This window comes from Enterobacter sp. UPMP2061, assembly GCF_053709615.1.
This window is the reverse complement of record NZ_JBSKJP010000017.1, coordinates 11,264-35,672: the sequence shown is the minus strand read 5'-3', so window position 1 is coordinate 35,672 and position 24,409 is coordinate 11,264. Positions and strand designations below refer to the sequence as shown.

General features: G+C 56.9%; 19 protein-coding genes. 10 read left to right on the top strand and 9 right to left on the bottom strand.

Features of this window, described 5'->3' with window-relative positions; translation table 11 throughout:
* Positions 1 to 5: 5 nt before the first annotated feature.
* Positions 6 to 1,544 carry an aldehyde dehydrogenase AldB gene (gene aldB, locus ACWKXX_RS21095; protein WP_006808612.1) on the bottom strand — a complete coding sequence of 513 codons (1,539 nt, stop codon included), beginning with the start codon at positions 1,542 to 1,544 and terminating at the stop codon, positions 6 to 8.
* A gap of 166 nt (positions 1,545 to 1,710) precedes the next feature.
* Here aldB and ACWKXX_RS21090 point away from each other — a divergent pair, with 166 nt between their 5' ends.
* Entirely contained in the window at positions 1,711 to 2,595 is an 885-nt protein-coding gene (locus tag ACWKXX_RS21090; protein WP_015572761.1) for an ROK family protein, read from the top strand.
* 3 nt (positions 2,596 to 2,598) lie between these two features.
* Here ACWKXX_RS21090 and selB read toward each other — a convergent pair whose 3' ends face one another.
* From selB to ACWKXX_RS21075, 3 genes are all read right to left on the bottom strand, one after another.
* Positions 2,599 to 4,437 carry a selenocysteine-specific translation elongation factor gene (selB, locus tag ACWKXX_RS21085; RefSeq protein WP_063151746.1) on the bottom strand — a complete coding sequence of 613 codons (1,839 nt, stop codon included), beginning with the start codon at positions 4,435 to 4,437 and terminating at the stop codon, positions 2,599 to 2,601.
* Positions 4,434 to 5,819, bottom strand: coding sequence for an L-seryl-tRNA(Sec) selenium transferase (gene selA / locus ACWKXX_RS21080; RefSeq protein WP_023304616.1), 1,386 nt, complete (start codon positions 5,817 to 5,819; stop codon positions 4,434 to 4,436). Before selA ends, selB begins: the two co-directional genes overlap by 4 nt.
* Positions 5,820 to 5,922: 103 nt before the next feature.
* Positions 5,923 to 6,531 carry a glutathione S-transferase gene (locus ACWKXX_RS21075; RefSeq protein ID WP_045339422.1) on the bottom strand — a complete coding sequence of 203 codons (609 nt, stop codon included), beginning with the start codon at positions 6,529 to 6,531 and terminating at the stop codon, positions 5,923 to 5,925.
* Positions 6,532 to 6,967: 436 nt separating this feature from the next.
* Here ACWKXX_RS21075 and ACWKXX_RS21070 point away from each other — a divergent pair, with 436 nt between their 5' ends.
* The 4 genes from ACWKXX_RS21070 (at position 6,968) to ACWKXX_RS21055 (ending at position 11,133) form a co-directional block, all read left to right on the top strand.
* Entirely contained in the window at positions 6,968 to 8,875 is a 1,908-nt protein-coding gene (locus tag ACWKXX_RS21070) for a PTS mannitol transporter subunit IICBA (RefSeq protein WP_261665906.1), read from the top strand.
* Between the two features lie 101 nt (positions 8,876 to 8,976).
* Complete coding sequence (gene mtlD / locus ACWKXX_RS21065; RefSeq protein ID WP_017382581.1) at positions 8,977 to 10,125, top strand: mannitol-1-phosphate 5-dehydrogenase; 1,149 nt, start codon at positions 8,977 to 8,979, stop codon at positions 10,123 to 10,125.
* Positions 10,122 to 10,712, top strand: a complete 591-nt coding sequence (gene mtlR / locus ACWKXX_RS21060; protein ID WP_261665905.1) for a mannitol operon repressor MtlR — start codon at positions 10,122 to 10,124, stop codon at positions 10,710 to 10,712. Before mtlD ends, mtlR begins: the two co-directional genes overlap by 4 nt.
* A 58-nt stretch (positions 10,713 to 10,770) precedes the next feature.
* Positions 10,771 to 11,133: a YibL family ribosome-associated protein gene (locus ACWKXX_RS21055; RefSeq protein ID WP_015572767.1), complete on the top strand. Its 363-nt coding sequence runs from the start codon at positions 10,771 to 10,773 to the stop codon at positions 11,131 to 11,133.
* Positions 11,134 to 11,165: 32 nt separating this feature from the next.
* On the opposite strand, the gene ACWKXX_RS21050 is transcribed toward ACWKXX_RS21055, so the two are convergent.
* Genes ACWKXX_RS21050 through ACWKXX_RS21035 form a run of 4 tightly spaced genes read right to left on the bottom strand, consistent with a single transcriptional unit; the run spans position 11,166 to position 16,041 of the window.
* The gene (locus ACWKXX_RS21050) at positions 11,166 to 12,260 is read right to left on the bottom strand and encodes a fimbrial protein (RefSeq protein ID WP_261665903.1); all 1,095 of its coding nucleotides are present in this window, start codon (positions 12,258 to 12,260) and stop codon (positions 11,166 to 11,168) included.
* 9 nt (positions 12,261 to 12,269) lie between these two features.
* Entirely contained in the window at positions 12,270 to 14,750 is a 2,481-nt protein-coding gene (locus ACWKXX_RS21045; RefSeq protein WP_032651950.1) for a fimbria/pilus outer membrane usher protein, read from the bottom strand.
* Between the two features lie 4 nt (positions 14,751 to 14,754).
* Entirely contained in the window at positions 14,755 to 15,429 is a 675-nt protein-coding gene (locus tag ACWKXX_RS21040) for a fimbrial biogenesis chaperone (RefSeq protein ID WP_261665902.1), read from the bottom strand.
* 30 nt (positions 15,430 to 15,459) lie between these two features.
* A complete protein-coding gene (locus ACWKXX_RS21035; protein WP_015572771.1) occupies positions 15,460 to 16,041 on the bottom strand; it encodes a fimbrial protein in 582 nt (193 codons plus the stop codon).
* 1,098 nt (positions 16,042 to 17,139) lie between these two features.
* On the opposite strand from ACWKXX_RS21035, the gene lldP reads away from it, so the two are divergent.
* The 5 genes from lldP to trmL all read left to right on the top strand — a co-directional run bounded on the left by lldP (position 17,140) and on the right by trmL (position 22,789).
* Entirely contained in the window at positions 17,140 to 18,795 is a 1,656-nt protein-coding gene (lldP, locus tag ACWKXX_RS21030; RefSeq protein ID WP_003860175.1) for an L-lactate permease, read from the top strand.
* Positions 18,792 to 19,565 (top strand): transcriptional regulator LldR, encoded by a 774-nt coding sequence (gene lldR / locus ACWKXX_RS21025; RefSeq protein WP_006808630.1) that lies wholly within the window; start codon positions 18,792 to 18,794, stop codon positions 19,563 to 19,565. The genes lldP and lldR overlap by 4 nt, the downstream gene beginning before the upstream one ends.
* A complete protein-coding gene (gene lldD / locus ACWKXX_RS21020; RefSeq protein WP_261665901.1) occupies positions 19,562 to 20,749 on the top strand; it encodes an FMN-dependent L-lactate dehydrogenase LldD in 1,188 nt (395 codons plus the stop codon). Before lldR ends, lldD begins: the two co-directional genes overlap by 4 nt.
* Before the next feature lie 180 nt (positions 20,750 to 20,929).
* Entirely contained in the window at positions 20,930 to 22,270 is a 1,341-nt protein-coding gene (locus ACWKXX_RS21015) for an MFS transporter (protein ID WP_032651952.1), read from the top strand.
* Positions 22,271 to 22,315: 45 nt separating this feature from the next.
* Positions 22,316 to 22,789: a tRNA (uridine(34)/cytosine(34)/5-carboxymethylaminomethyluridine(34)-2'-O)-methyltransferase TrmL gene (trmL, locus tag ACWKXX_RS21010; protein ID WP_003860178.1), complete on the top strand. Its 474-nt coding sequence runs from the start codon at positions 22,316 to 22,318 to the stop codon at positions 22,787 to 22,789.
* 38 nt (positions 22,790 to 22,827) lie between these two features.
* Here the strand turns inward: trmL and ilvC are convergent, their stop codons facing one another.
* Entirely contained in the window at positions 22,828 to 24,303 is a 1,476-nt protein-coding gene (ilvC, locus tag ACWKXX_RS21005) for a ketol-acid reductoisomerase (protein ID WP_006808634.1), read from the bottom strand.
* Positions 24,304 to 24,409: the final 106 nt, after the last annotated feature.

The window sequence follows — 24,409 nt, the reverse complement described above, 5'->3', positions numbered from 1 at the left end:
GGAGATTAAAACAGCCCCAGCGGTTTATCGGAGTAGCTGACCAGCAGACATTTCGTTTGCTGGTAGTGCTCCAGCATCATCTTATGGGTTTCACGCCCGATGCCCGACTGCTTGTAGCCGCCAAACGCCGCATGAGCCGGATAGGCGTGATAGCAGTTTGTCCATACGCGTCCGGCCTGAATGCCGCGGCCCATTTTATAGGCCAGATTACCGTTACGACTCCAGACGCCCGCCCCCAGGCCATACTGCGTGTCGTTGGCGAGCTCCAGCGCCTCGTCCATGGTTTTAAACGTGGTGACGGCCAGCACCGGTCCAAAAATTTCCTCCTGGAAAACGCGCATGTTGTTCTTACCGAACAGGATGGTCGGCTCAAGGTAGTAACCCTCCTGCAAATCGCCGCCCAGCACCTTACGACGACCGCCGGTCAACACATCGGCCCCCTCTTTTTTGCCGATATCAATATAGTTGAGGATGGTTTCCAGCTGGCCATGCGATACCTGCGCTCCCATCTGGGTGACGTTATCCAGCGGATTACCGCTGCGAATCGACTCCACGCGCCGGATCGCCCGCTCCATAAAGCGCTCATAAATGGATTCCTGCACCAGCGCGCGGCTCGGACAGGTGCAGACTTCACCCTGGTTGAACGCGAACAGCGCAAACCCTTCCAGCGCTTTGTCGAAGAAGGCGTCCTCTTCATCCATCACGTCGGCAAAGAAGATGTTCGGCGATTTCCCGCCCAGCTCCAGGGTGACCGGAATGATGTTCTGGGTCGCGTACTGCATGATCTGCTGACCCACTTCCGTTGAGCCGGTAAACGCCACTTTAGCAATACGCTTTGAAGTAGCCAGATATTCGCCGATCTCTCCCCCGGCCCCGTTGACCACGTTAATGACCCCCGGCGGCAACAGGTCGCCAATCACCTCCATCAGCAGCAGTACCGAAAGCGGCGTTAAGCGTGCAGGTTTCAGCACCACGCAGTTACCCGCCGCCAGCGCGGGCGCCATTTTCCAGCTCGCCATCAGCAGCGGGAAGTTCCACGGAATAATTTGCCCCACCACGCCGAGCGGCTCGTGGAAGTGATACGCCACGGTATCTTTGTCAACTTCACTTATTCCCCCCTCCTGGGCACGAATGCAGGACGCAAAATAGCGGAAATGATCAATCGCCAGCGGCACGTCCGCCGCCATGGTTTCCCGGATCGGCTTGCCGTTGTCCCACGTTTCCGCGGTCGCCAGCAGCTCCAGATTCTGCTCCATCCGATCGGCGATTTTGAACAAAATGGCCGCTCTGTCCTGAACGGACGTTTGTCCCCACTTATCTTTCGCCTTATGCGCCGCATCCAGCGCTAAATCGATATCCCGCTTGCCCGAACTGGCAATTTCACACAGCGGCTGGCCGGTAACGGGCGTCAGGTTGGAATAGTACTCACCGTCGACGGGCGCCACCCAGTCGCCGCCGATGAAGTTGTCATAGCGGGGCTTCAGCTTAAGAGGAAAACCATACTCGCCTGGCTGGATACGCGATGAGGGAGGATTGTTTGTCATGACCGTCTCCTTGCAGTAGGTGTACAACAAGGGTAGTTCCGGCTGGTGATTTTCTCGCCAGTCGGTAACGGGTTTACGAGCCGTATCACGGATTACCGTACTTTACGTTTCGTTTCTGCCGCCGGAGCCATACTTAATAGCTCAGGGGCTCATGAGGAACAATGCAATGCAGCTATTTATCGGCTTTGACGTGGGCGGAACCCACATCAAACACGGCGTGATCAACGAAAACGGCGAAGAACTGACATCCGATGAATATGATACGCCTGACGATGAAAGCACCTTCAAACAGAAGTGGAAAGCGGTGGTGGATAAGTACCGCCAGGAGCATGAGATCGTCGGCATCGGCGTGAGTTTTCCGGGCCACATCAATCACCATACCGGCGAAGCGGCCAAGGCCGGGGCGCTGGATTACCTTGACGGTGAAAACCTGTGCGAGCTTTTCGCACAGCTGACCGATCTCCCCGTAACAACCGAAAATGACGCCAACTGCGCGGCGCTGGGCGAACGCTGGCAGGGCGCCGGTAAGGACTATGAGCATTTTGTCTGCATCACCATCGGCACCGGCATCGGCGGCGGTATCGTCATGGAGGGCGATCTTTACCGTGGGTCGCACTACCGGGCGGGTGAGTTTGGCGTGCTGCCCGTTGGCAACAACGGCGAGCCGATGCACGAAGTGGCGTCCGCCAGCGGCCTGATGAAAGCCTGCCGCCGCGCGCTGGCCGTGTCGGAAGATGAGATGCCTGACGGTGAGGAGCTGTTTAGACGCATGGACAGCGACGTGCATCTGCGTGAGGCCATAGAAGAGTGGGCGCATTTCCTCTCGCGGGGCATCTACAGCGTGATCTCCATGTTTGATCCGCAGGCGGTGCTGATTGGCGGCGGCATTAGCGAGCAGGAGAAAATCTATCTCCTGCTGGATAAATACCTACAGCGATTCGAGGAGTGGGAAGCGCTCCGGGTGCCCATCCTTCCCTGCGAGCTGGGTAACCAGGCGGGAAGGCTGGGCGCGGTCTGGCTGGCTAAGCAGAAGCAGGCGCGCAGCGCTTAACGCTTAGGGAAATAACTGCGCGTCGCGTAGCACATGGTCATTGCCACGACGACGCGTAAACCCGATGCGGTTGAAATACTCCAGGATCTGAATCGCCAGTTTGCGTCCCACGTTCAGCCGATCGCGGAAGTCTGCGGCGCAGGTTGATCCGCGCGCCTGATCCAGCTCCCGGATCAGGTTCGCAAACGCCACGATCCGATCGTTGCGGTAATAACGATCTTTCACGATCGCCACAATCATCCCCTGCTGCGCCGCATGGCGCAGTACCTGACGCATCAGCTGCTCATCGGTATTGGTTTCACGCGCCAGATCGCGCACCCACCACGGTTCATCGCCAAACAGCGCCGCCACTTTTTGCCAGACCGCGTCCTGCTCAGCGGTAAAACCGGCCTTGTGTTCCGGCAGGTGCAGCCAGCCGTGATGACTTGCAATCACGCCGCTTTCACGCATGTTTTCAATCAGCAACAGCACCAGCGCGTCGTCTTCCATGGGCAACGCCATGCGCCGCAGACGTTCACGACCCGGACCGGGCTCATCCTGATGCTGTTCATGGTAGGTCGCCAGCGTGCTCAGCACTTTGCGCTGCCAGCATGCCGCCACCGGCGCGTTCAGCAGGCTGTTCCCGGCCTGAATAAAACCTGGCTCCTGCGTCAGAAGACGCAATCCTTCGCCGCTGAGCTGGCGCGCCCAGGCGAACGCCGCCAGATTCACCGCACCACGCTCAAGGTGGATATCTAACGCAGACTTATCATCGCGGGCCTGGGCCAGTGCGGCCAGCCACTGTAAATACTCGGGCTTACGCTTGCCGCGACGGGGCGGATCCAGCATGACCACGCGCGCGCCCGCCAGCGTTTCCCGCGCCGAAATATCGCGCAGAACCAGGCGGTCGTTATCCGCCAGCCAGAGCGGGGAGTCGAACACCAGTTCGGCGAGATCGTTTTCCAGCAGCGACACGCGTCCGGTGATGTGGCTGGCCGCGTGGTGGATATGCAGCGGCTGCCACTGGGTCAGCGGCGTGTGGGTCTGGAGTGAAACGATGATCCGTTCAGAAGGCTCCGGCGGCGCGTCGGCCAGCAGCCAGTCGCCGCGGTTAAGCTGGTCTTTTTCGGCATCACCGGCAATATTCAGCGCGATACGCTGCCCGGCGTGGGCCTGTTCCACCGGCTGGTTTTGTGCGTGAAGCCCGCGCACGCGCATCGGTTTGTTCACGCCCGTCAGCCACAGGGTATCGCCCACGTTCACTTCGCCGCTCAGCGCGGTACCGGTCACCACCAGCCCAGCCCCTTTCACGGTAAACGCCCTGTCGATCGCCAGACGGAAGCGGTGATGGCTGGCATGTTCACGAGACGGGATCTGCTGCAAATGGTCGCGAAGAGCGTCGATACCGCGGCCTTCTGTCGCCACGGTGACAAACAGTGCGGCATCCCTAAAACCGTACTCACTCAGCGCCGCCAGCACCTCTTCACGCACCTCGTCGATACGCGCCTCATCCACACGGTCCGCTTTGGTGAGGGCGACGGTCAACTGCGGGTTTCCCGTCAGCTGGAGGATCGCCAGATGCTCGCGCGTTTGCGCCATCACCCCGTCATCGCACGCGACCACCAGCAGGGCGTGATCGATCCCGCCCACGCCCGCGAGCATATTGGAAAGAAACTTCTCGTGGCCGGGCACATCGATAAAGCCGAGCACGCGACCGTCGGGCTGCGGCCAGTAGGCGTAACCCAGGTCAATGGTCATGCCGCGCTTTTTCTCTTCCGGCAGGCGATCGGCATTCACGCCCGTAATGGCCTGCAATAACGTGGTTTTGCCGTGGTCAACGTGACCGGCGGTGGCAATAATCATTTCAACATCATCTCCAGAAACCGCACTTCATCTTCCAGACAGCGTAAATCCAGCCACATGCGCCCGTCACCGATCCGGCCAATCACCGGCGTCGGTAATGCGCGCCAGCGCGCCGACAGCGCCTCAAGCTGGCTTCCGCGTCCGTCGCGCGGGGTGAACGTCAGCGCTTCGCTCGGTAACCTGTCCACCGGCAGCGAGCCGCTGCCAATTTGCGACAGGCAAGGCTCGATACGAACGTCAAACTCAGGGTAATGAGGAGCAACCTGCGGCAGTAGCGCTTCCGCCTGCGCGCGAATGGAGGCCGCATCACGGCTCAGCAAACGCAACGTGGGCAGGCGGTCAGCCAGTTTCTCCGGGTGGAGATAGAGCCGCAGCGTGGCTTCCAGCGCGGCCAGCGTCATTTTATCGGCACGCAGGGCGCGCTTCAGCGGGTGCTGCTGTAGCTGCGCAATCAGCTCGCGCCTGCCGACGATAATCCCCGCCTGCGGCCCGCCCAGCAATTTATCACCGGAGAAACTGACCAGGCTTACGCCCGCGGCAACCATTTCCTGCACCATGGGCTCTTTCGGCAGACCGTACTGGCGCATATCCACCAGCGACCCGCTGCCGAGATCGGCAATCACCGGCACGTTTAGCTCGCGCCCAATGGCGGCCAGTTCGGCCTCTTCCACCGTTTTGGTGAAACCCTCAATGTGGTAATTGCTGGTATGCACTTTCATCAGCAGGGCAGTGTTTTCATTCACCGCCGCGCGATAATCTTTTGCATGGGTACGGTTGGTTGTGCCCACTTCATGCAGCGTGCAGCCCGCCTGGCGCATGACATCCGGAATACGAAACGCCCCGCCGATCTCCACCAGCTCGCCGCGAGAGACGACAACCTCTTTTCCGCTCGCGGTGGCCGCCAGCATTAACAGCACCGCCGCCGCGTTGTTATTCACAATGCAGGCATCTTCCGCGCCGGTGATCTGGCAGAGAAGATCCGCCAGTGCGCGATCGCGATGCCCACGCCCGGCGCCGTCCAGATCGTACTCCAGCGTCACCGGCGAGCGCATGGCACGGGTGACGGCCTCTGTTGCCTCTTCGGCCTGCTGTGCCCGGCCCAGATTGGTGTGCAGAACCGTGCCTGTCAGGTTAATAACCGGGCGCAACGCGCTTTGCCCGTGCTTGCTCAGCCTGCGTTCAACTTCCTGCTCCCACGCCACGCACCAGCCGGGTAGCGCGTTCTCAGCCTGAATATGGCGACGCGCATCGTCCTGAAGCTGGCGTAGCATGTCGACCGTTGCAGTATGGCCAAACTGCTCCAGCACCGCAGTGATGCGCGGGTCACGAAGCAGACGATCGGTAGCGGGGATCTGGCTGTAGAGGGAATGATGAGTAGTCATGAATGCGCCTGGCGAGTAAATATCTTCCCCCCTCCCGACGGGAGAGGGAGTTAACATGTGGGGGGATTGTACCGCCTCCCGCCAGGAAGTGTTATAACCCGCATCAAGCCTTTGGCGGTTCAGTCCGGGCAAAACTTTCGCGCTGGAAGAGCGTCTCCGCCAGTTTGACCAGCAGCGGACGATCCACGCACCAGCCCGGCGAGACGCGGCGGAAATTGAGGTAGCCAATGGCGCAGGCGATGGCGATCGTCGCCAGATTCAGGCTATCGCTCTGAATTTTCCCGTCGCGGATCAGCTGTTCGCACATATCCAGGCTGCGGCTGATTTTTTCGCGCTGGCGTAGCAGCTCATTTTCTGACTGCTGGGCGGCGGGCCTTGCCTGCTCGCGTACGGACGTCAATGCCGCATCCATAATGCCATCCGCCAGGGCTTCAATTTGCTTCATCACCAGCGCTGCTTTTGGGTCCGCCGGCAGCATGGCTGGCGCAACGCCAAGCAGTTCGATGTACTCCGCAATGATCGGGGAATCAAACCAGTAGTCGCCCTCGTCCGTTACCAGCGCCGGGACTTTCCCCAGCGGGTTGTACTGCGCAACGCCGTTCTCTGCGTTGTAGGGCTGTTCATTCACGAATTCAAATTCAATCCCTTTCTCCAGCAGGAGAATCGAAATCTTACGCACGAAAGGACTGGTATAACTGCCGATGAGTTTCATTGCTTATCCTTAATGCCCACAAAGAGGTCAGTATGGATCAAGCCGTGGAAAAAGGCAGGTGTGCGTATCGCATTCCTGCCATGAGGGGATACGGGAGAAATCTGCATAAAAATATTTTGTGAATCAAATCACAATCTGGAAACAAACAACCAACTTAACATTGTGATGCAAATCACAAAACGCCGCCCATTATGGCGTATTTCTGAGCGATGTATTTTTTTTACACACTCATTTTGTGATCGCGATCACTTCATTAATATCCTCACCCCCTACATTCATGTGATTCAGATCACACAAAATTTCACTGTCTGGACAGTTGAACGATTCAGTGCCAGATTTCACAGCATCAGAACAGGGCCCGGCTACCTCTGCCGCCGCACATTAACGATAAACCTCGGGCCACAAGCCTAAGCGTAAACATAAGAAGGGGTGTTTTATGTCATCCGATTTCAAGATCAAAGTGCAAAGCTTTGGTCGTTTCCTCAGCAACATGGTGATGCCAAATATCGGCGCGTTTATCGCGTGGGGTATTATCACCGCATTATTTATTCCGACAGGGTGGTTGCCTAACGAAACGCTGGCAAAACTTGTTGGCCCAATGATTACCTATCTCCTGCCACTGCTCATCGGTTATACCGGTGGTCGTCTGGTGGGCGGTGACCGCGGTGGCGTCGTGGGGGCCATCACAACCATGGGGGTGATCGTCGGTGCGGATATGCCGATGTTCCTCGGTGCGATGATTGCCGGTCCTCTGGGCGGCTGGGCGATCAAGAAATTTGACGTCTGGGTTGATGGCAAGATCAAATCCGGCTTCGAAATGCTGGTGAACAACTTCTCTGCGGGCATCATCGGGATGATCCTCGCGATTCTGGCGTTCCTCGGCATTGGCCCGGCGGTTGAAGTGCTGTCCAAGCTGCTGGCCGCAGGCGTTAACTTCATGGTGGCGCACGACATGCTGCCACTGGCGTCTATCTTCGTTGAACCAGCGAAAATCCTGTTCCTGAACAACGCCATCAACCACGGTATCTTCTCACCGCTGGGTATTCAGCAGTCACACGATCTCGGCAAGTCCATCTTCTTCCTGATTGAAGCGAACCCGGGTCCGGGTATGGGCGTTCTGCTGGCATACATGTTCTTTGGTCGCGGCAGCGCGAAACAGTCTGCTGGCGGCGCGGCGATCATTCACTTCCTGGGCGGTATTCACGAAATTTACTTCCCATATGTGCTGATGAACCCACGTCTGATCCTGGCCGTTATCCTTGGCGGTATGACCGGCGTGTTCACCCTGAGCGTACTGGGCGGTGGTCTGGTGTCTCCTGCTTCTCCAGGCTCTATCCTGGCGGTGCTGGCGATGACCCCGAAAGGCGCCTACTTCGCGAACATCGCGGCGATCTGTGCGGCCATGGCGGTCTCCTTCGTGGCCTCCGCTATCCTGCTGAAAACCAGCAAGGTGAAAGAAGACGACGATATCGAAGCGGCAACCCGTCGTATGCATGACATGAAAGCCGAATCCAAAGGCGCAACGCCGCTGGCGGCGGGAGATGTCTCTAACGACCTGAGCCACGTGCGTAAAATCATCGTGGCCTGTGATGCCGGTATGGGCTCCAGCGCAATGGGTGCGGGCGTACTGCGGAAGAAAGTGCAGGATGCGGGTCTGACCAACATCTCCGTCACCAACAGCGCGATTAACAGCCTGCCGCCGGACGTTGACCTGGTGATCACGCACCGCGATCTGACCGAACGCGCTATGCGTCAGGTACCGCAGGCACAGCACATTTCCCTGACCAACTTCCTCGACAGCGGCCTGTACGCCAGCCTGACCGAACGCCTGGTGGCGGCGCAGCGCTATGAAGATAACGAAGTGAAAGTGCGTACCAGCCTGCAAGACAGCTTCGACGAGAGCAACGCGCATCTGTTCAAACTGGGCGCTGAAAACATCTTCCTTGGCCGCACGGCGACCAATAAAGAAGAGGCCATTCGCTTCGCCGGTGAGCAGCTGGTGAAAGGCGGCTACGTTCAGCCTGAGTACGTTGAGGCGATGCTGGAACGCGAAAAGCTGACCCCAACCTACCTGGGTGAATCCATCGCGGTTCCACACGGTACGGTGGAAGCCAAAGACCGCGTGCTGAAAACCGGCGTGGTGTTCTGTCAGTATCCTGATGGTGTGCGCTTCGGTGAAGAAGAGGACGACATCGCCCGTCTGGTGATTGGTATCGCCGCTCGCAACAACGAGCATATCCAGGTGATTACCAGCCTGACCAACGCGCTGGATGACGAAACGGTTATTGAGCGTCTGGCCAACACCACCAGCGTTGAAGAAGTTCTGGCCCTGCTGAACAAATAACAGCGCCTCTTCCCTCTCCCCCCGGGGAGAGGGCTAGGGTGAGGGGAAAACGTTCCTCACCCCAGCCCTCTCGGGTAAAAACATTGATGAAGGTTAACACTATGAAAGCATTACATTTTGGCGCAGGTAATATTGGTCGTGGCTTTATCGGTAAACTGCTGGCAGACGCGGGCATTACCCTGACATTCGCCGATGTGAATCAGGTGGTTCTGGATGCCCTGAATGCCCGTCATAGCTATCAGGTTCACGTGGTGGGTGAAAACGAACAGGTTGAAACGGTCTCTGGCGTCAACGCGGTAAGCAGCATTGGCGACGACGTGATTGACCTTATCGCGAGCGTTGATCTGGTCACCACCGCCGTGGGTCCGGTGGTGCTTGAGCGTATCGCCCCGGCGGTTGCGAAAGGCCTGGCGAAGCGTAAAGCACAGGGCGTTGAAACACCGCTGAACATCATCGCCTGTGAAAACATGGTGCGCGGCACCACGCAGCTGAAAGGCCACGTTCTTGCGGCCGTCGCCGACGAAGATAAAGCCTGGGTTGAAGCGCACGTGGGTTTTGTGGATTCCGCCGTGGATCGCATCGTTCCGCCGTCAGCATCCGCCACCAACGACCCGCTGGAAGTGACCGTGGAAACCTTCAGCGAGTGGATCGTTGATAAAACCCAGTTTAAGGGTGCGCTGCCGACCATTCCGGGAATGGAATTAACCGATAACCTGATGGCATTTGTCGAACGTAAACTCTTCACGCTGAACACCGGGCATGCTATAACCGCGTACCTCGGAAAATTGGCCGGTCATCAGACGATTCGTGACGCGATCCTCGATGAGAACATCCGTGCGGTGGTCAAAGGGGCAATGGAAGAGAGCGGCGCGGTGCTGATCAAACGCTACGGTTTTGATGCTGATAAACACGCGGCATACATCCAGAAAATCCTCGGTCGTTTTGAAAACCCGTATCTGAAAGATGACGTTGAGCGCGTGGGTCGTCAGCCGCTGCGTAAACTAAGCGCGGGCGACCGCCTGATTAAACCGCTGCTGGGCACGCTGGAATACGGCCTGCCGCACGCTAACCTGGTGAAGGGCATCGCTGCCGCCATGCACTACCGCAGCGAGCAGGACCCGCAGGCGATTGAGCTGGCTCAGCTGATTGATGACAAAGGCGCGCAGGCTGCGCTGGCGCAGATCTCCGGTCTGGATGCCAACAGTGACGTAGTTGCGGAGGCGGTCAGCGCATACAACGCAACCAAATGATGCAGAGTCCGGCGCAGGTTAGCCTGCGCCCGAATAACAGATTGTCAGATATGCAGGCAATAATGGAACAAACCCAGGCCTTTGAAAATCGTGTGCTTGAGCGTCTGAATGCTGGCAAAACCGTACGAAGTTTCCTGATTGCCGCCGTCGAGCTGTTAACCGAGGCGGTGAACATTCTGGTGCTTCAGGTGTTTCGCAAAGACGACTACGCGGTAAAGTATGCTGTAGAACCGTTACTGGACGGAGACGGACCGCTGGGCGATTTATCGGTACGGCTGAAGCTGATTTACGGTCTTGGCGTGCTGAACCGCCAGGAGTATGAAGACGCCGAGCTGTTAATGACGCTGCGCGAAGAGCTCAATCATGACGGTAATGAGTACACCTTTACCGATGATGAGATACTGGGGCCCTTCGGCGAACTGCACTGCGTATCCGCGCTCCCTCCCACACCTCAGTTTGATAACAGCGACCCTGATCTGTACGCGATGCAAAAGCTGCGTTATCAACAGGTTGTGCGCTCCACCATGGTGCTTTCCCTGACTGAGCTGATTTCTAAAATCAGCTTAAAAAAAGCGTTTCAGAAGTAAGCCCGCACACATTGGTGTATCCTTCCCTGTAAATTCCCCGTTTTCAGAGTTATTTGTCATGAAAGAAGTCGAAAAGAACGAAATTAAACGCCTGAGCGACCGTCTGGATCTGATCCGCCATCAGATGGCTGGCCTCTCCCTGGTCGATTCTGCCGAGAAATATGCCGAGCTGGAAAAAGAGTCCGTGAAGCTGGAGGCGGAAATTGAACGCCTGCGCGAAGTGAAAGGCCAGAAGCTGAGTAAAGAAGCGCAGAAGCTGATGAACATGCCGCATCGCCGCGCGATCACCAAAAAAGAGCAGGCCGACATGGGCAAGCTGAAGAAAAGCGTCCGTGGCCTGGTGGTGGTGCACCCGATGACTGAGCTTGGTCGCGAAATGGGCCTGAAAGAGATGACGGGTTTTTGTAAGACCGCGTTCTGATCGTCCTCCCCTGCCGCTGCGGCAGGGGAAACTCAGTTGTAAATCAGGTTAAACGTCGCCATCGCATCCGCTTTTCCCGCCGTCACGTTCTCTTCCGTCTGAAGGTAATGCGCATCAAACCAGAAGGTTTGCGTCTGGTTATCCCCCACTTGCCCAAATGCTGACACCTGTGGGGTGTTCCACGGTACCACCTGCCCCTGAACCGAACCGGTATTGTCACCGTAAAGCAGTTCGATCCCGACACCGCTGGCGCTATCCTCCTGCTTCGTCAACGCCAGCGCCCGATCGTTGCCCGGCGTGGTATCGCCAAAGAAACCCATCTTCACCGCCGTGTTATTTTCGCAGGTCACCGGAATGCTGAAGCGTCCGCCTCCGGCGCGGGAGCCTATGCCATGAAATTCACGCTGGCTCACGCTCCCCATGGGAACAAGAATGCTGCGAGAGCCCACTGAACAGCTGGTACGCCTGACGGTGAAGCTGGCGAGATGGATCTGTACCGGTGTCGCCACGTTGGTGGCGCTGGCTTGATTTTCTCCCGCCTGCAATATCAGCGATCCGACATTTTGCTCCTGGGAATTGGCGTTATCGTCAGGCATGGCGCTGGTCGTTGGAATTTTGTAAAACACCACCCAGAACTGCATTTTATACATTGAGGCGCTGGCAAAGGCGGGGTTTTGCGATGCGTCGCAAATGCGCCTGGACTCATTGCCATTCACCTGACTTGTGCCGTCAATATAGCGTACCGCATCGGCGCCGCAGTACTGCTGTTCCCGGAACCCCAGCGCATAGCCGATGCCGTCGATCTGAGTTTTATAGACGTGACGTGACGCGCCGTCTTCACCAACCACGGTGCCGACGGGGTTATCCACGTCGACAAAGCCGATACTACGCCAGGCATCATTCTCGCCATCACAGCTGTAGAAATCCGCCCCGGTAGACTGTATCGGCGCAGATATCGGCGTCCAGTCCGCCGTGCCGGGCGCATACCCTATGGCGTAGGGCACCTGAACGACCCACTGATCGCGCGTGGTGCGGCAAGATGAGGTCTGAGCATGGGCATGAAAACTCAGCATGCCAAAAAGCGAAAGAAGGCTCAGATAGAAAAACCAGTGAATAAAACGACGCATGATATTCCTCTAATGGCACTCAACGGATAGCGTGGCGATACCGGGGGCCATATGAGCTTTCCCCAGTCTGAAAGGTGTCTGGCATTGCTGCTGCTCCCCGTCCTGATACCAGCTGACGCGCAGGGTGCCGCGCTCTGGTACCCCGCTCAGGTAGGCCTGACCGCCGTCAGCGACCATGCTTCGGTTTGCAGAATGGCGGTTCTGCTCCACCACTTCAGCCTGCGCGCCAAACGGCAACGGTTCGCCGTGGTAGCGCAGGGAAAACAGAACGCGATAACCAATGTGGGTTTTGTAATTGGCCAGCACCACCGCGCCGCTGGTGGGAATGAGCGTCAGACCGCTCTGCTCAACGTCGACGTTCTCACCCAGCGTCGCCGTATCAAGACTGACGGTATTTTTGCGGTACGCCGAGAGCGTTGGCATGACCGCATAGCCGCGGCTGTCGGTATGGATCCCGTTGTAGCCCTCCGGCTCAACGTTCGCCGCGCCGGGCACGCGTAGCAGGGCGACGGTATCGCCCAGCGGCTGGCTAAGCGTGACGCCATACTGCGTGGCGATAACGCCTCCGGCGAGTCCGAGGCTCGCGTTGCTACCGCTTCGGCTGTGGTCATAACCGAGGCTGACGTTGCCGTAGCCACCGTTGTATTGCAGCGCCAGGCTGGTACTGTCGGCTTGTCCCTCGCTGGCCTTACTCTGCTGAACGCTGTAATTAAGGTTGCGATTCGCCAGCGCACTGCCGTTGAGTGACACCTGCTGCGTGGTCATCCCACGATTGTTGTGGTTGATGAAGTAACTGACCGAGCTGTCCGGTAACCAGTGACCAAGCGGAACATTGACGTTAAACGACACGGTACGATCGGGATGCTGCTCAAGCGCTGAGTCGGTGTAGTCATACCCCGCGCCCCAGGTAATGCCTCGCCAGCTGGTATACCAGCCAATGTGGATGGTTTTATCCTGCCCGGACGTATGCCAGTAATCCTGCATCCATGCCGAGACGCTGAGGCTGCCGAACTGACCCAGCGTCTGTGAGAAGGTGACCTGCGAGCGGCTACGGCGATTATTGAGTTGCAGCTGTTGGCTGTCAGACTGATTCAGTTCACTGAATTCATAGTAATTGCGCGAGGCATAGCGATAACTCGCCAGGTTGAAGGCGGTGCCGGTAGCGCTGAAATCTTTCTGATACTGAATGCGCCACGCCTGCCCCATCGCGCTTTTGCCATTGGGTAAACGGCTTTTTGCCAGCGTATCGTCAATGCCCAGCGAGCCAAATGCGCCAAACCCTCTGCCTACGCCAATTGCACCGGCCTGATAGTTGCTCGCCGTACGAAAGCCGCCATACACCGTCATCCTGGAGAGCAGACCGTAGAAGAAAGCGCCTTCAACAAACTCAGGTGAACGCGCATCGCCGGAGCCGGAGTGAAATCGTCCGGCGTTGAGGCTGTATTTCAGGCTGCCCAGGCGTCGCATAAACGGCACCGCAGAATAGGGTTGGGTAAAGACGCGCGTTGAGCCGTCACTTTCCGTGACCGTCACCTGTAGATCGCCACTTTGTGCGCCGGGGAACAGATCGTTAATGATAAATGGCCCGGCGGCCACCCAGGTTTCATAGATCACATAGCCATTTTGCGAAACGGAGACTTTAGCGAAGCTGTGTGCGACGCCGCGGATGGTTGGTGCGAAGCCGCGCTGGCTGTCGGGCAACATGCTTTCGCTTGATGTAAGCTGTACCCCGCGAAACGCCACGCTATCGAAGACGTCGCCTGCGGTCCAGGCATCGCCGATCCGTAGCTGGCTGTTAAGACGGCGAATATCCCGGGTCAGCCAGCTACTTTGCGACTGAAAATGGTCGCCGCCCGCGTCGCTGTGGCTCCAGGCGGAGGTGTTGCGCAACCGCCACGCCCCCAGATTGATACCGTTACGCAGGCTCAGATAGCTGGATGTCGTGACGCCACGCTGATGATGTGCCTGGCCGCCCGACAGACTGTAATCAGTAAATGCCGCCGGGATACCATCGTCCCACTGCGACTGCGGCACGTAGCCACGGCTGCGGTGTTTCATCGCCGCCTGCGGCAGGCTGAGAAAGAGACGCTGCTGGTTGAAATCATAGGAGGTTCGCGCTGCCGGAATGAAATCCGCGAGGTGCGTGAACGTTTCTCCCTCCCGCAACCGTGAGAATGCAGGAATGGCCCTGACATTCACCCCAAGCGCTTCCAGCAGCGATACGCTAAAAACGGGTTGCAGGCTGCCTTTCTCATTGACGAAGGTGATCTCCTGATGCCGCTCCTCGCGTCCGTTAATCTCCAGCGTCACGAGCCAGGTGCCTGGCATCTGCCCGCCCTTTTCAGAGAAATAGTGCAGATCCGCCGTTTTCTGTTCGGTAGAGGAAAGCTCCAGCGCGGCGGGATCAAAGTAATCCTCGGCCATCCCCGCGCGGCTGAAGCTAAGCAGCAACACCGAAAGCGGCGCGTAACGAAACAGGCGAAAAGACATGGTCTTAAAGAGGCTGGGTGTGGGTGGCGGTGATGGCACCAAAATCATTAATAGCCGACCAGCTTACGCCCCCGGAGGCGGACACAGGCCATTCGCGGATTTCCCCTGGACCGATCATGCCCGGCTGCTCAATTTTATGCCCGCCAACGGACAGTCGATAAAAAGAGACGTAGTATGGCGTCGGGTTGGCGGCCTTAAGCCCTTTTCCCGTCCGCGAAAACGTTATTTTCTGCCAGGCAGTGGCAGCGTCCCCTTTAAGGTTGTCCGGGCGGTAGAAAATTTTAAATTTCGATTTAACGTTAACTTGTAATTCGTTGCTGCTCTCTTTTGGCTTTGGCGCAATCGCTTTAATATCGAGCCAGAATACAGATTCACGATCTGTGGGCAGCGGAGCGCCGGTATATTGAATACGCAGCGTGTTGGTCTGCTCCGGATCAAGTCTGAACAGAGGTGGTGTGACAATAAATGGCGCAGCGTTATTTTTATCCTGCCCATTACCTTCATCCCACGACTGAATAAGATAGGGAACCGCACTTTCCATATTAGAAACAGAAAATGCCACCTCCTTGCTGTGTTGTGGGTATACGATCCGTGTTCCCCCCATTACAACGCCAGCGGAAACTGACGCAGAACTAACCATTAATGCAGTGAGCATAATATACGATAAACGTTTCATCATTATTATCTCTGGAGGTGGCTGAGAGTGAAATCAGTTATAAACCATCAGGAAGTTGGAAACGGCATTGACGTCGCCCGCGTTAATTTCCGACCCGTCTTTGTCGAGAGAGGCATAAAACGTTAATTCAGCATTGCCTTCAGCATCCGGTGCGGTTGTTTCAGATACCGTACCCGGTTTAATCGCGGTGCTGCGATCGCTGTTATAAAGCTTCACGCCGACGCCCGTCGCCATACCTTCGCCTGGGGTAACCTGTAGAAGTGTGTCATTCACCGTATCTTTGGTTCCGTCAAACAGTACCGCAACAGATTCAACCGTCTCCGGGCAGTTCTCTACGTTGATTTTGAACTCACGCGGCGTCGTTTCGCTGTGATCGTCGAAGTAGCTTTTCGCCCACGCGCCGAGGTCTACCGTTTTGCTTTTTGACGCAGGGGTAATATCACAGGAAATAAGAGTGATTTTCCCGGTAAAGTTGATCACGCCGCCTGTACTCTGCGAGCCAGCGCCTGTATCCAGGGAAGCATTAACGCCAGAATCACTGCTTGCCAGTACTGATTGAGAAGATAACAGCAGCCCCGCCGCGGCAATCGCCAGCGCCACATTTTTGATTTTCATTTGGAACACTTTCCCCTCTGTAAATTAAACAGATATAGACTTGTTGTACCAGGTACAATAACCGCTATAAGGATTTAAAAACGCCACCAAAAGGGTTTTAGCAGAATGGGTGACGCGACCTTATAGAATAAAGCAGGGTCCATCCCATGGTGATAATCCGTATATTTTCAGAAGGCCATACACAGATATCCTGCAACTGAGGAAATGACTTCTGGCCGAAAATAACACTGAATACGTTGTGGTTAGTAATAAATTTAATGTCTTCTGTAACGTTGCTTCTGAATAAATAGTAAATCATATGCCTTTTAGCGTCTACGTATTGAAAAGCAGTACGCCGCGTCTGTAAACACTCTGGAATTAACACTCAGCTAACAAATTTAACCCCTTTCGATTGCCCTGATAATTATTAATTTGCTTTTAATACCGTAACTAAATTACAAGAGAGCCAACTGATCATTGTTTGATCAATTTATTTCAGAATATTATTAGCCAAAAAATGTCACTTCAGCAAAAAAATCTTGCCCTTTATCCTGAAAAATCACGGTTAAACAGGATATTTCTTTATCGATCAGCAATTGATCGTTTGTAATACACTGTTAAAATCTATATGTGAAATTTACCTTAATTAAAATTTTTTGCTACAGCTTAGATTTCGCATTTTTAACCAAAAAAAATTTTATTTATAGGAAATAAATCACTCTGCTCACATATATACAGCTTTTCAAAAACACAAATAAAGCAAACAAACCTCATTCAATTCACGTAATATTATCACCTCCCCATTTTATTCAACATCTTTTACGCGTCGTATCTGCTCAAAAACGAATGTAATGCTCTCCACCTGACTACCGCTCCCAACGCACACGGTGAGTTAATTTTGCGGGTTTGGTCCTACCAATCATGCGTAAAGCTATCCATCGTTCACATTTTTGATGCTCCACTTCACAAAACCATTGCCGAATAGCAACACCTGGTTAACCATTTATTGCCATTAACCCTACATCACAATATTGGATGGACCACTTTTACACTAAGTGTGACGCTGAGATGAGCAGAGACTCACCCGACGAACACCTGTGTGGTCCTCAGGAGACCTGCATGAGCCTCTGGCAACAAAACTACGATCCGGCCGGGAATATCTGGCTGTCGAGCCTGATCGCATCGCTACCGATCCTGTTCTTCTTCTTTGCGCTAATTAAGCTCAAGCTGAAGGGCTACCTTGCCGCAACGTACACCGTTGCCATCGCCCTGCTGGTGGCGCTGTTCTTCTATAAAATGCCGGTCGATCGCGCGCTGGCCTCCGTGGTGTATGGTTTCTTCTACGGCCTGTGGCCGATTGCGTGGATCATCATCGCCGCCGTCTTTGTCTACAAAATCTCGGTCAAAACCGGGCAGTTCGATATTATTCGCTCGTCGATTCTCTCTATTACACCGGACCAGCGTTTACAGATGCTGATTGTCGGTTTCTCCTTCGGGGCGTTCCTTGAAGGGGCGGCAGGATTTGGCGCGCCGGTGGCGATCACCGCCGCTCTGCTGGTCGGGCTGGGCTTTAACCCGCTGTATGCCGCTGGCCTGTGCCTGATTGTGAACACCGCCCCGGTGGCGTTTGGCGCGATGGGCATTCCGATTCTGGTGGCGGGCCAGGTGACCGGGCTGGACAGCTTCGAGATCGGCCAGATGGTGGGTCGCCAGCTGCCGTTCCTGACCATTATCGTGCTGTTCTGGATCATGGCGATTATGGACGGCTGGCGCGGCGTGAAGGAGACCTGGCCTGCGGTGATGGTAGCGGGCGGTTCGTTCGCCATTGCCCAGTATCTCAGCTCCAACTTCCTCGGCCCGGAACTGCCGGACATCATCTCTTCCCTGGTGTCGCTGGTCTGTCTGACGCTGTTCCTGAAACGCTGGCAGCCGGTACGTATCTTCCGCTTTGCTGACATGGGCGCATCGCACGTGGATCAGACGCTGGCGCGCACCGGCTATACCGCCGGACAGATTGTGCGCGCATGGTCACCGTTCCTGTTCCTGACCGCCACCGTGACGCTGTGGAGCATTCCGCCTTTTAAAGCCCTGTTCGCCCCGGGCGGCGCGCTGTACGACATGGTGATTAATATCTCCGTGCCGTTCCTCGACAAAATGGTCGCCCGTATGCCGCCGGTGGTGCACGACGCCACGCCATATGCGGCAGTGTTTAAGTTCGACTGGTTCTCAGCCACCGGCACGGCCATCCTGTTTGCCGCTATCCTTTCCGTAGTGTGGCTGCGCATGAAGCCTGCCGCCGCGGTGCAGACCTTTGCGGCGACGATTAAAGAGCTGATGCTGCCGATTTACTCCATCGGCATGGTGCTGGCGTTCGCGTTTATTTCGAACTACTCCGGCCTGTCGTCGACGCTGGCGTTAGCGCTGGCGCATACCGGCCACGCGTTTACCTTCTTCTCGCCGTTCCTCGGCTGGCTGGGGGTGTTCCTGACTGGTTCAGATACGTCATCTAACGCCCTGTTTGCCGCCCTACAGGCCACGGCTGCGCAGCAGATTGGCGTCTCGGACGTGCTGCTGGTCGCCGCGAACACCACCGGCGGCGTGACCGGGAAGATGATCTCGCCGCAGTCCATCGCCATTGCCTGTGCCGCGGTGGGGCTGGTAGGCAAAGAGTCGGATCTGTTCCGCTTTACCGTTAAACACAGCCTGATATTTACCTGCATGGTGGGCGTGATCACCACATTGCAGGCCTATGTCTTAACCTGGATGATTCCATGATAGTGATGCCCAGACGCCTGTCCGACGAGATTGCCACTCGCGTACGGGCGCTGATAGAAGAACAACAGCTGGAAGCGGGCATGAGATTGCCCGCCGAGCGTCAGCTTGCCGCTCAGCTTGGCGTGTCGCGCAACTCACTGCGCGAGGCGCTGGCGACGCTGGTTAGTGAAGGGGTGCTGCTGAGCCGTCGCGGCGGCGGCACCTTCGTGCGCTGGCAGCATGACGACTGGTCCGAACAAAACATCGTGCAGCCGCTGAAGACGCTGATGGAAAACGACCCGGACTACAGCTTCGACATCCTCGAAGCGCGTCACGCCATCGAAACCAGTACAGCGTGGCACGCGGCGATGCGGGCAACCGACGCCGACAAAGAGAAGCTCAAAGCCTGTTTTGAGGCCACGCAAAGCAGCGACCCGGACATCGCCTCCCAGGCGGACGTGCGGTTCCATCTGGCGATTGCCGAGGCCTCGCACAACGTGGTGCTGCTGCAAACCATGCGCGGGTTCTTCGACCTGCTGCAATCCTCCGTGAAGCAGAGCCGCCAGCGCATGTATCTGGTCCCGCCGGTGTTTGCTCAGCTGACCGAACAGCACGAGGCGGTGCTCAACGCCATTCTGGCCGGTGATGCCGAGGCCGCGCGCAAGGCGATGATGGCGCATCTCGGCTTCGTGCATACCACCATTAAACGATTCGATGAAGATCAGGCCCGACAGGCGCGTATTACCCGTCTGCCTGGCGAGAGTGATATTTCCAGGGAGAACAAAGCATGATTATTTCAGCAGCCAGTGATTATCGCGCCGCGGCGCAGCGCATTTTGCCCCCGTTCCTGTTCCACTACATTGACGGCGGGGCGTATGCCGAATACACCCTGCGCCGCAACGTGGAAGACCTGTCGGAGGTGGCCCTGCGCCAGCGCGTGCTGAAGAATATGTCTGACCTGAGCCTTGAGACGAAGCTGTTTAACGAAACGCTCTCCATGCCGGTAGCGCTCGCACCTGTCGGTTTATGCGGCATGTATGCCCGTCGCGGTGAAGTGCAGGCCGCCGCCGCCGCAGATGCCAAAGGCATTCCGTTTACCCTTTCCACCGTGTCCGTCTGCCCGATTGAAGAAGTCGCCCCGACCATCAAGCGCCCGATGTGGTTCCAGCTGTACGTCCTGCGCGATCGCGGTTTTATGCGCAACGCGCTGGAGCGCGCCAAAGCGGCGGGCTGCTCAACGCTGGTCTTTACCGTCGACATGCCGACCCCCGGCGCGCGCTACCGCGACGCCCACTCCGGCATGAGCGGCCCTAACGCGGCCCTGCGCCGTTACTGGCAGGCGGTGACGCACCCGCAGTGGGCGTGGGATGTCGGGCTGAACGGCCGTCCGCACGATCTGGGCAATATTTCGGCCTACCTGGGTAAACCGACCGGGCTGGAAGATTACATCGGCTGGCTGGCGAACAATTTCGATCCGTCGATCTCATGGAAAGACCTGGAGTGGATCCGCGAATTCTGGGACGGCCCGATGGTGATCAAAGGGATCCTCGACCCGGAAGATGCCCGCGACGCGGTACGTTTTGGCGCCGATGGGATCGTGGTCTCTAACCATGGTGGCCGCCAGCTTGACGGGGTGCTCTCCTCCGCCCGCGCCCTGCCGGCCATTGCCGATGCGGTGAAAGGCGATATTGCGATCCTGGCCGACAGCGGCATCCGTAACGGGCTGGACGTGGTGCGCATGATCGCCCTGGGCGCGGACAGCGTGCTGCTGGGCCGTGCTTACCTGTACGCGCTGGCCACCAGCGGCCAGGCGGGCGTGGCGAATCTGCTGAACCTGATCGAGAAAGAGATGAAGGTGGCGATGACGCTGACCGGTACGAAAACAATCGGTGAAATCAGCAAAGACTCGCTGGTGCAGGAGCTCAGTAAGCTGCCTGCGGCGCTGGCCCCTCTTTCTCAGGGAAACGCGGCCTGATCTCCCCCGGTTAGCCTCCCCTTCTTCCGCGCCCGACTTCCCCCTCGGGCGCTTTTTTTGTCGAAAATAACACCTGCGTAACATTCTGGATAAGAAAATTTGACATCCACCTGCCGTCCGCAATTGTATAGACAAGCAAATACAAGAACACAAAAACAACATCAGATCGGAGTGGAGCGTATGGCGTATTCAGGTAAGGTGGATATTCAGCAGGTGATCGATGAAAGTCCTTTTTCAGGGTTTCACTGGCTTCTAATTGTGCTGGGCTTTCTGGTGCTGGCGATTGATGGGTTTGATACCGCAGCGATGGGTTACATTGCGCCTACGCTGTCGACAGAGTGGGGAATACATAAACAGGATCTGGGGCCGGTGCTAAGTGCGGCGCTGCTGGGGCTGTCGCTGGGAGCCCTGATTGCAGGTCCGGTATCGGACCGGATGGGACGCAAGCGCGTACTGGTCTTTTCATGCCTGTTCTTCGGCCTGGCGAGCCTGGGCACGGCCTGGGCGCAAAGTCTGAATACCCTGACGCTATGGCGATTTCTGACCGGTCTCGGGCTGGGTGCCGCGATGCCTAACGCCATCACGCTGATCTCCGAGTTTGCCCCCCAGCGCTGCCGCGCCATGGCAATTAACACCATGTACTGCGGCTTTCCGCTGGGTGCGGCGGGCGGCGGGGCGATCTCGTCCTGGCTTATCCCTCACCATGGCTGGCGAAGCGTGCTGCTGACCGGCGCGATTGCGCCGCTGATTTTAACGGTGCTGCTGGCGCTGCTGTTGCCGGAGTCGGTGAAGTTTCTGGTGCAGCGCGGGAAAGACGTCGCCCAGGTTCGCCGCATCGCCAGCCGGTTCGCCCGCAGCACGCTGGATAGCGTCACGGGCTTTTTCCTCGCGGAGGAGAAAGTCGCGTCGAAAAAAGGCAGCGTGTCGCAGCTGTTTTCCATGCCCTGGCTGCCCGGCACCCTGATGCTGTGGGTCACCTACTTTATGGGACTGGTGATTTATTACGTCCTGCTGAGCTGGATGCCAACGCTGATGCAGGGGATGGGGTATGCGCTGGCGGAGTCCGCCTGGCTCACCTCGCTGTTCACCTTCGGCGGCACCGCTGGCATTTTGCTCGCGGGCTGGATGATGGACCGCTGGGAAGCGCACAAGGTGGTCGCGTGTGGTTTCGTGCTGACGATGGGCCTGATTCTTTTACTCGGCATTGAGCATAACCATATCGCCCTGTTTGGCGGGTTAATCTTCCTGATGGGGATCGCGATGAACGGCGCGCAGTCGGGCATGCAGACCCTGGCCGCCACCTTTTACCCTACCGAGTGCCGAGCGACGGGTATCGCCTGGATGCAGGGGATCGGCCGCTTCGGCGGCGTGGCGGGCACCATGACCAGCGCCCAGCTTCTTTCCATGCAGTGGCAGGCGGACAGTATTTTAATGATCCTCAGCGTACCTGCTCTCGTGGCTGCGGCGGCAACCGTCTACAAAATGCTGTATAGCCGCGCGCAGGAGCCGGGCGTCGCCTAGTCCCTCTCTTTTCTGCTATTCTGCCCCCGCAATTAAGGGGGCAGCATGCTTAACATCGTCTTATTCGAACCAGAAATTCCGCCGAACACCGGCAATATTATCCGCCTGTGCGCCAACACCGGTTTTCGTCTGCACATTATTGAGCCGATGGGCTTTACGTGGGACGACAAACGTCTGCGCCGCGCGGGGCTGGACTACCATGAGTTTACCGCCGTCGTTCGTCATCACGATTACGCCGCGTTTCTGGGATCCGAAAAACCACAGCGCATGTTCGCCCTGACCACCAAAGGTACGCCAGCGCACAGCGCCGTAAGCTATCAGGACGGGGATTATCTGATGTTTGGTCCGGAAACCCGCGGCCTGCCGGCCACCATTCTGGATGCCCTGCCCGCTGAGCAGAAAATTCGTATTCCGATGATGCCGGACAGCCGCAGCATGAACCTGTCGAATGCGGTGTCGGTGGTGGTGTATGAGGCGTGGCGCCAGCTGGGTTATCCCGGCGCGATATTGCGTAGCTAAAACAGTTCGGGTGGCTTACGCCACCCGATTCGTCGTGTTTAGCCTGCTACCGCGATACGTTTCATATCGGTCATGTAGCCACGCAGTTTCTGGCCCACTTTCTCGATTTCGTGGCTGCGAATCGCTTCGTTGACGTCACGCAGCTGCGCGTTATCAACCGCTCCTTCCGCAATCGCCTGGCCCAGATCGCCCGCTTGCAGGGTGGTCATGAACTCTTTCAGCAGCGGTACGCAGGCGTAAGAGAACAGGTAGTTACCGTACTCGGCAGTATCGGAGATCACCACGTTCATCTCATACAGACGTTTACGGGCGATGGTGTTTGCGATCAGCGGCAGCTCGTGCAGCGATTCGTAGTACGCAGATTCTTCAATGATGCCCGAATCCACCATGGTTTCGAACGCCAGCTCAACGCCCGCTTTCACCATCGCGATCATCAGGACGCCTTTATCGAAGTACTCCTGCTCGGTGATCTTGCCGTCATACTGTGGTGCGGTTTCGAACGCGGTTTTACCGGTCTCTTCGCGCCAGGTCAGCAGTTTCTTATCGTCATTCGCCCAGTCCGCCATCATGCCGGAAGAGAACTCGCCGGAGATAATGTCGTCCATATGTTTCTGGAACAGCGGCGCCATGATGGTTTTCAGCTGTTCAGAGAGTGCGAACGCGCGCAGTTTTGCCGGGTTGGACAGTCGGTCCATCATCAGCGTAATGCCGCCCTGCTTCAGCGCTTCGGTGATGGTTTCCCAGCCGAACTGAATCAGTTTTTCCGCGTATGCCGGATCGGTGCCTTCTTCCACCAGCTTGTCGAAGCACAGCAGAGAGCCGGCCTGGAGCATGCCGCACAGGATGGTCTGCTCGCCCATCAGGTCAGATTTCACTTCCGCAACGAAGGAAGATTCCAGCACGCCCGCACGATGGCCGCCAGTGGCCGCAGCCCAGGCTTTGGCAATCGCCATGCCTTCGCCTTTCGGATCGTTTTCCGGGTGAACGGCGATCAGCGTCGGTACGCCGAAGCCACGTTTGTACTCTTCGCGCACTTCGGTGCCCGGGCACTTCGGTGCCACCATCACCACGGTGATGTCTTTACGGATCTGCTCGCCCACTTCAACGATGTTGAAGCCGTGGGAGTAACCCAGCGCGGCGCCGTCTTTCATCAGCGGCTGTACGGAACGCACAACGTCAGAGTGCTGCTTGTCCGGCGTCAGGTTAACCACCAGATCCGCCTGCGGGATCAGCTCTTCGTAGGTGCCCACTTTGAAGCCGTTTTCGGTCGCTTTACGCCAGGACGCGCGCTTTTCAGCAATCGCTTCTTTACGCAGGGCGTAGGAGATATCCAGCCCGGAGTCACGCATGTTCAGGCCCTGGTTCAGACCCTGTGCGCCACAGCCGACAATGACCACTTTTTTACCCTGAAGGTAGCTCGCGCCATCAGCAAATTCATCGCGCGCCATGAAGCGGCATTTGCCCAGCTGCGCCAGCTGCTGGCGCAAGTTCAGTGTATTAAAGTAGTTAGCCATGGGTGATACCTCGTGATGTTGTGTGTCTTATTGTTCGGTTCGCGTTTCAGCGAGAATGTACCCACATTACAACAGGAAATTTATTGCGGAAATTGATATATTCACA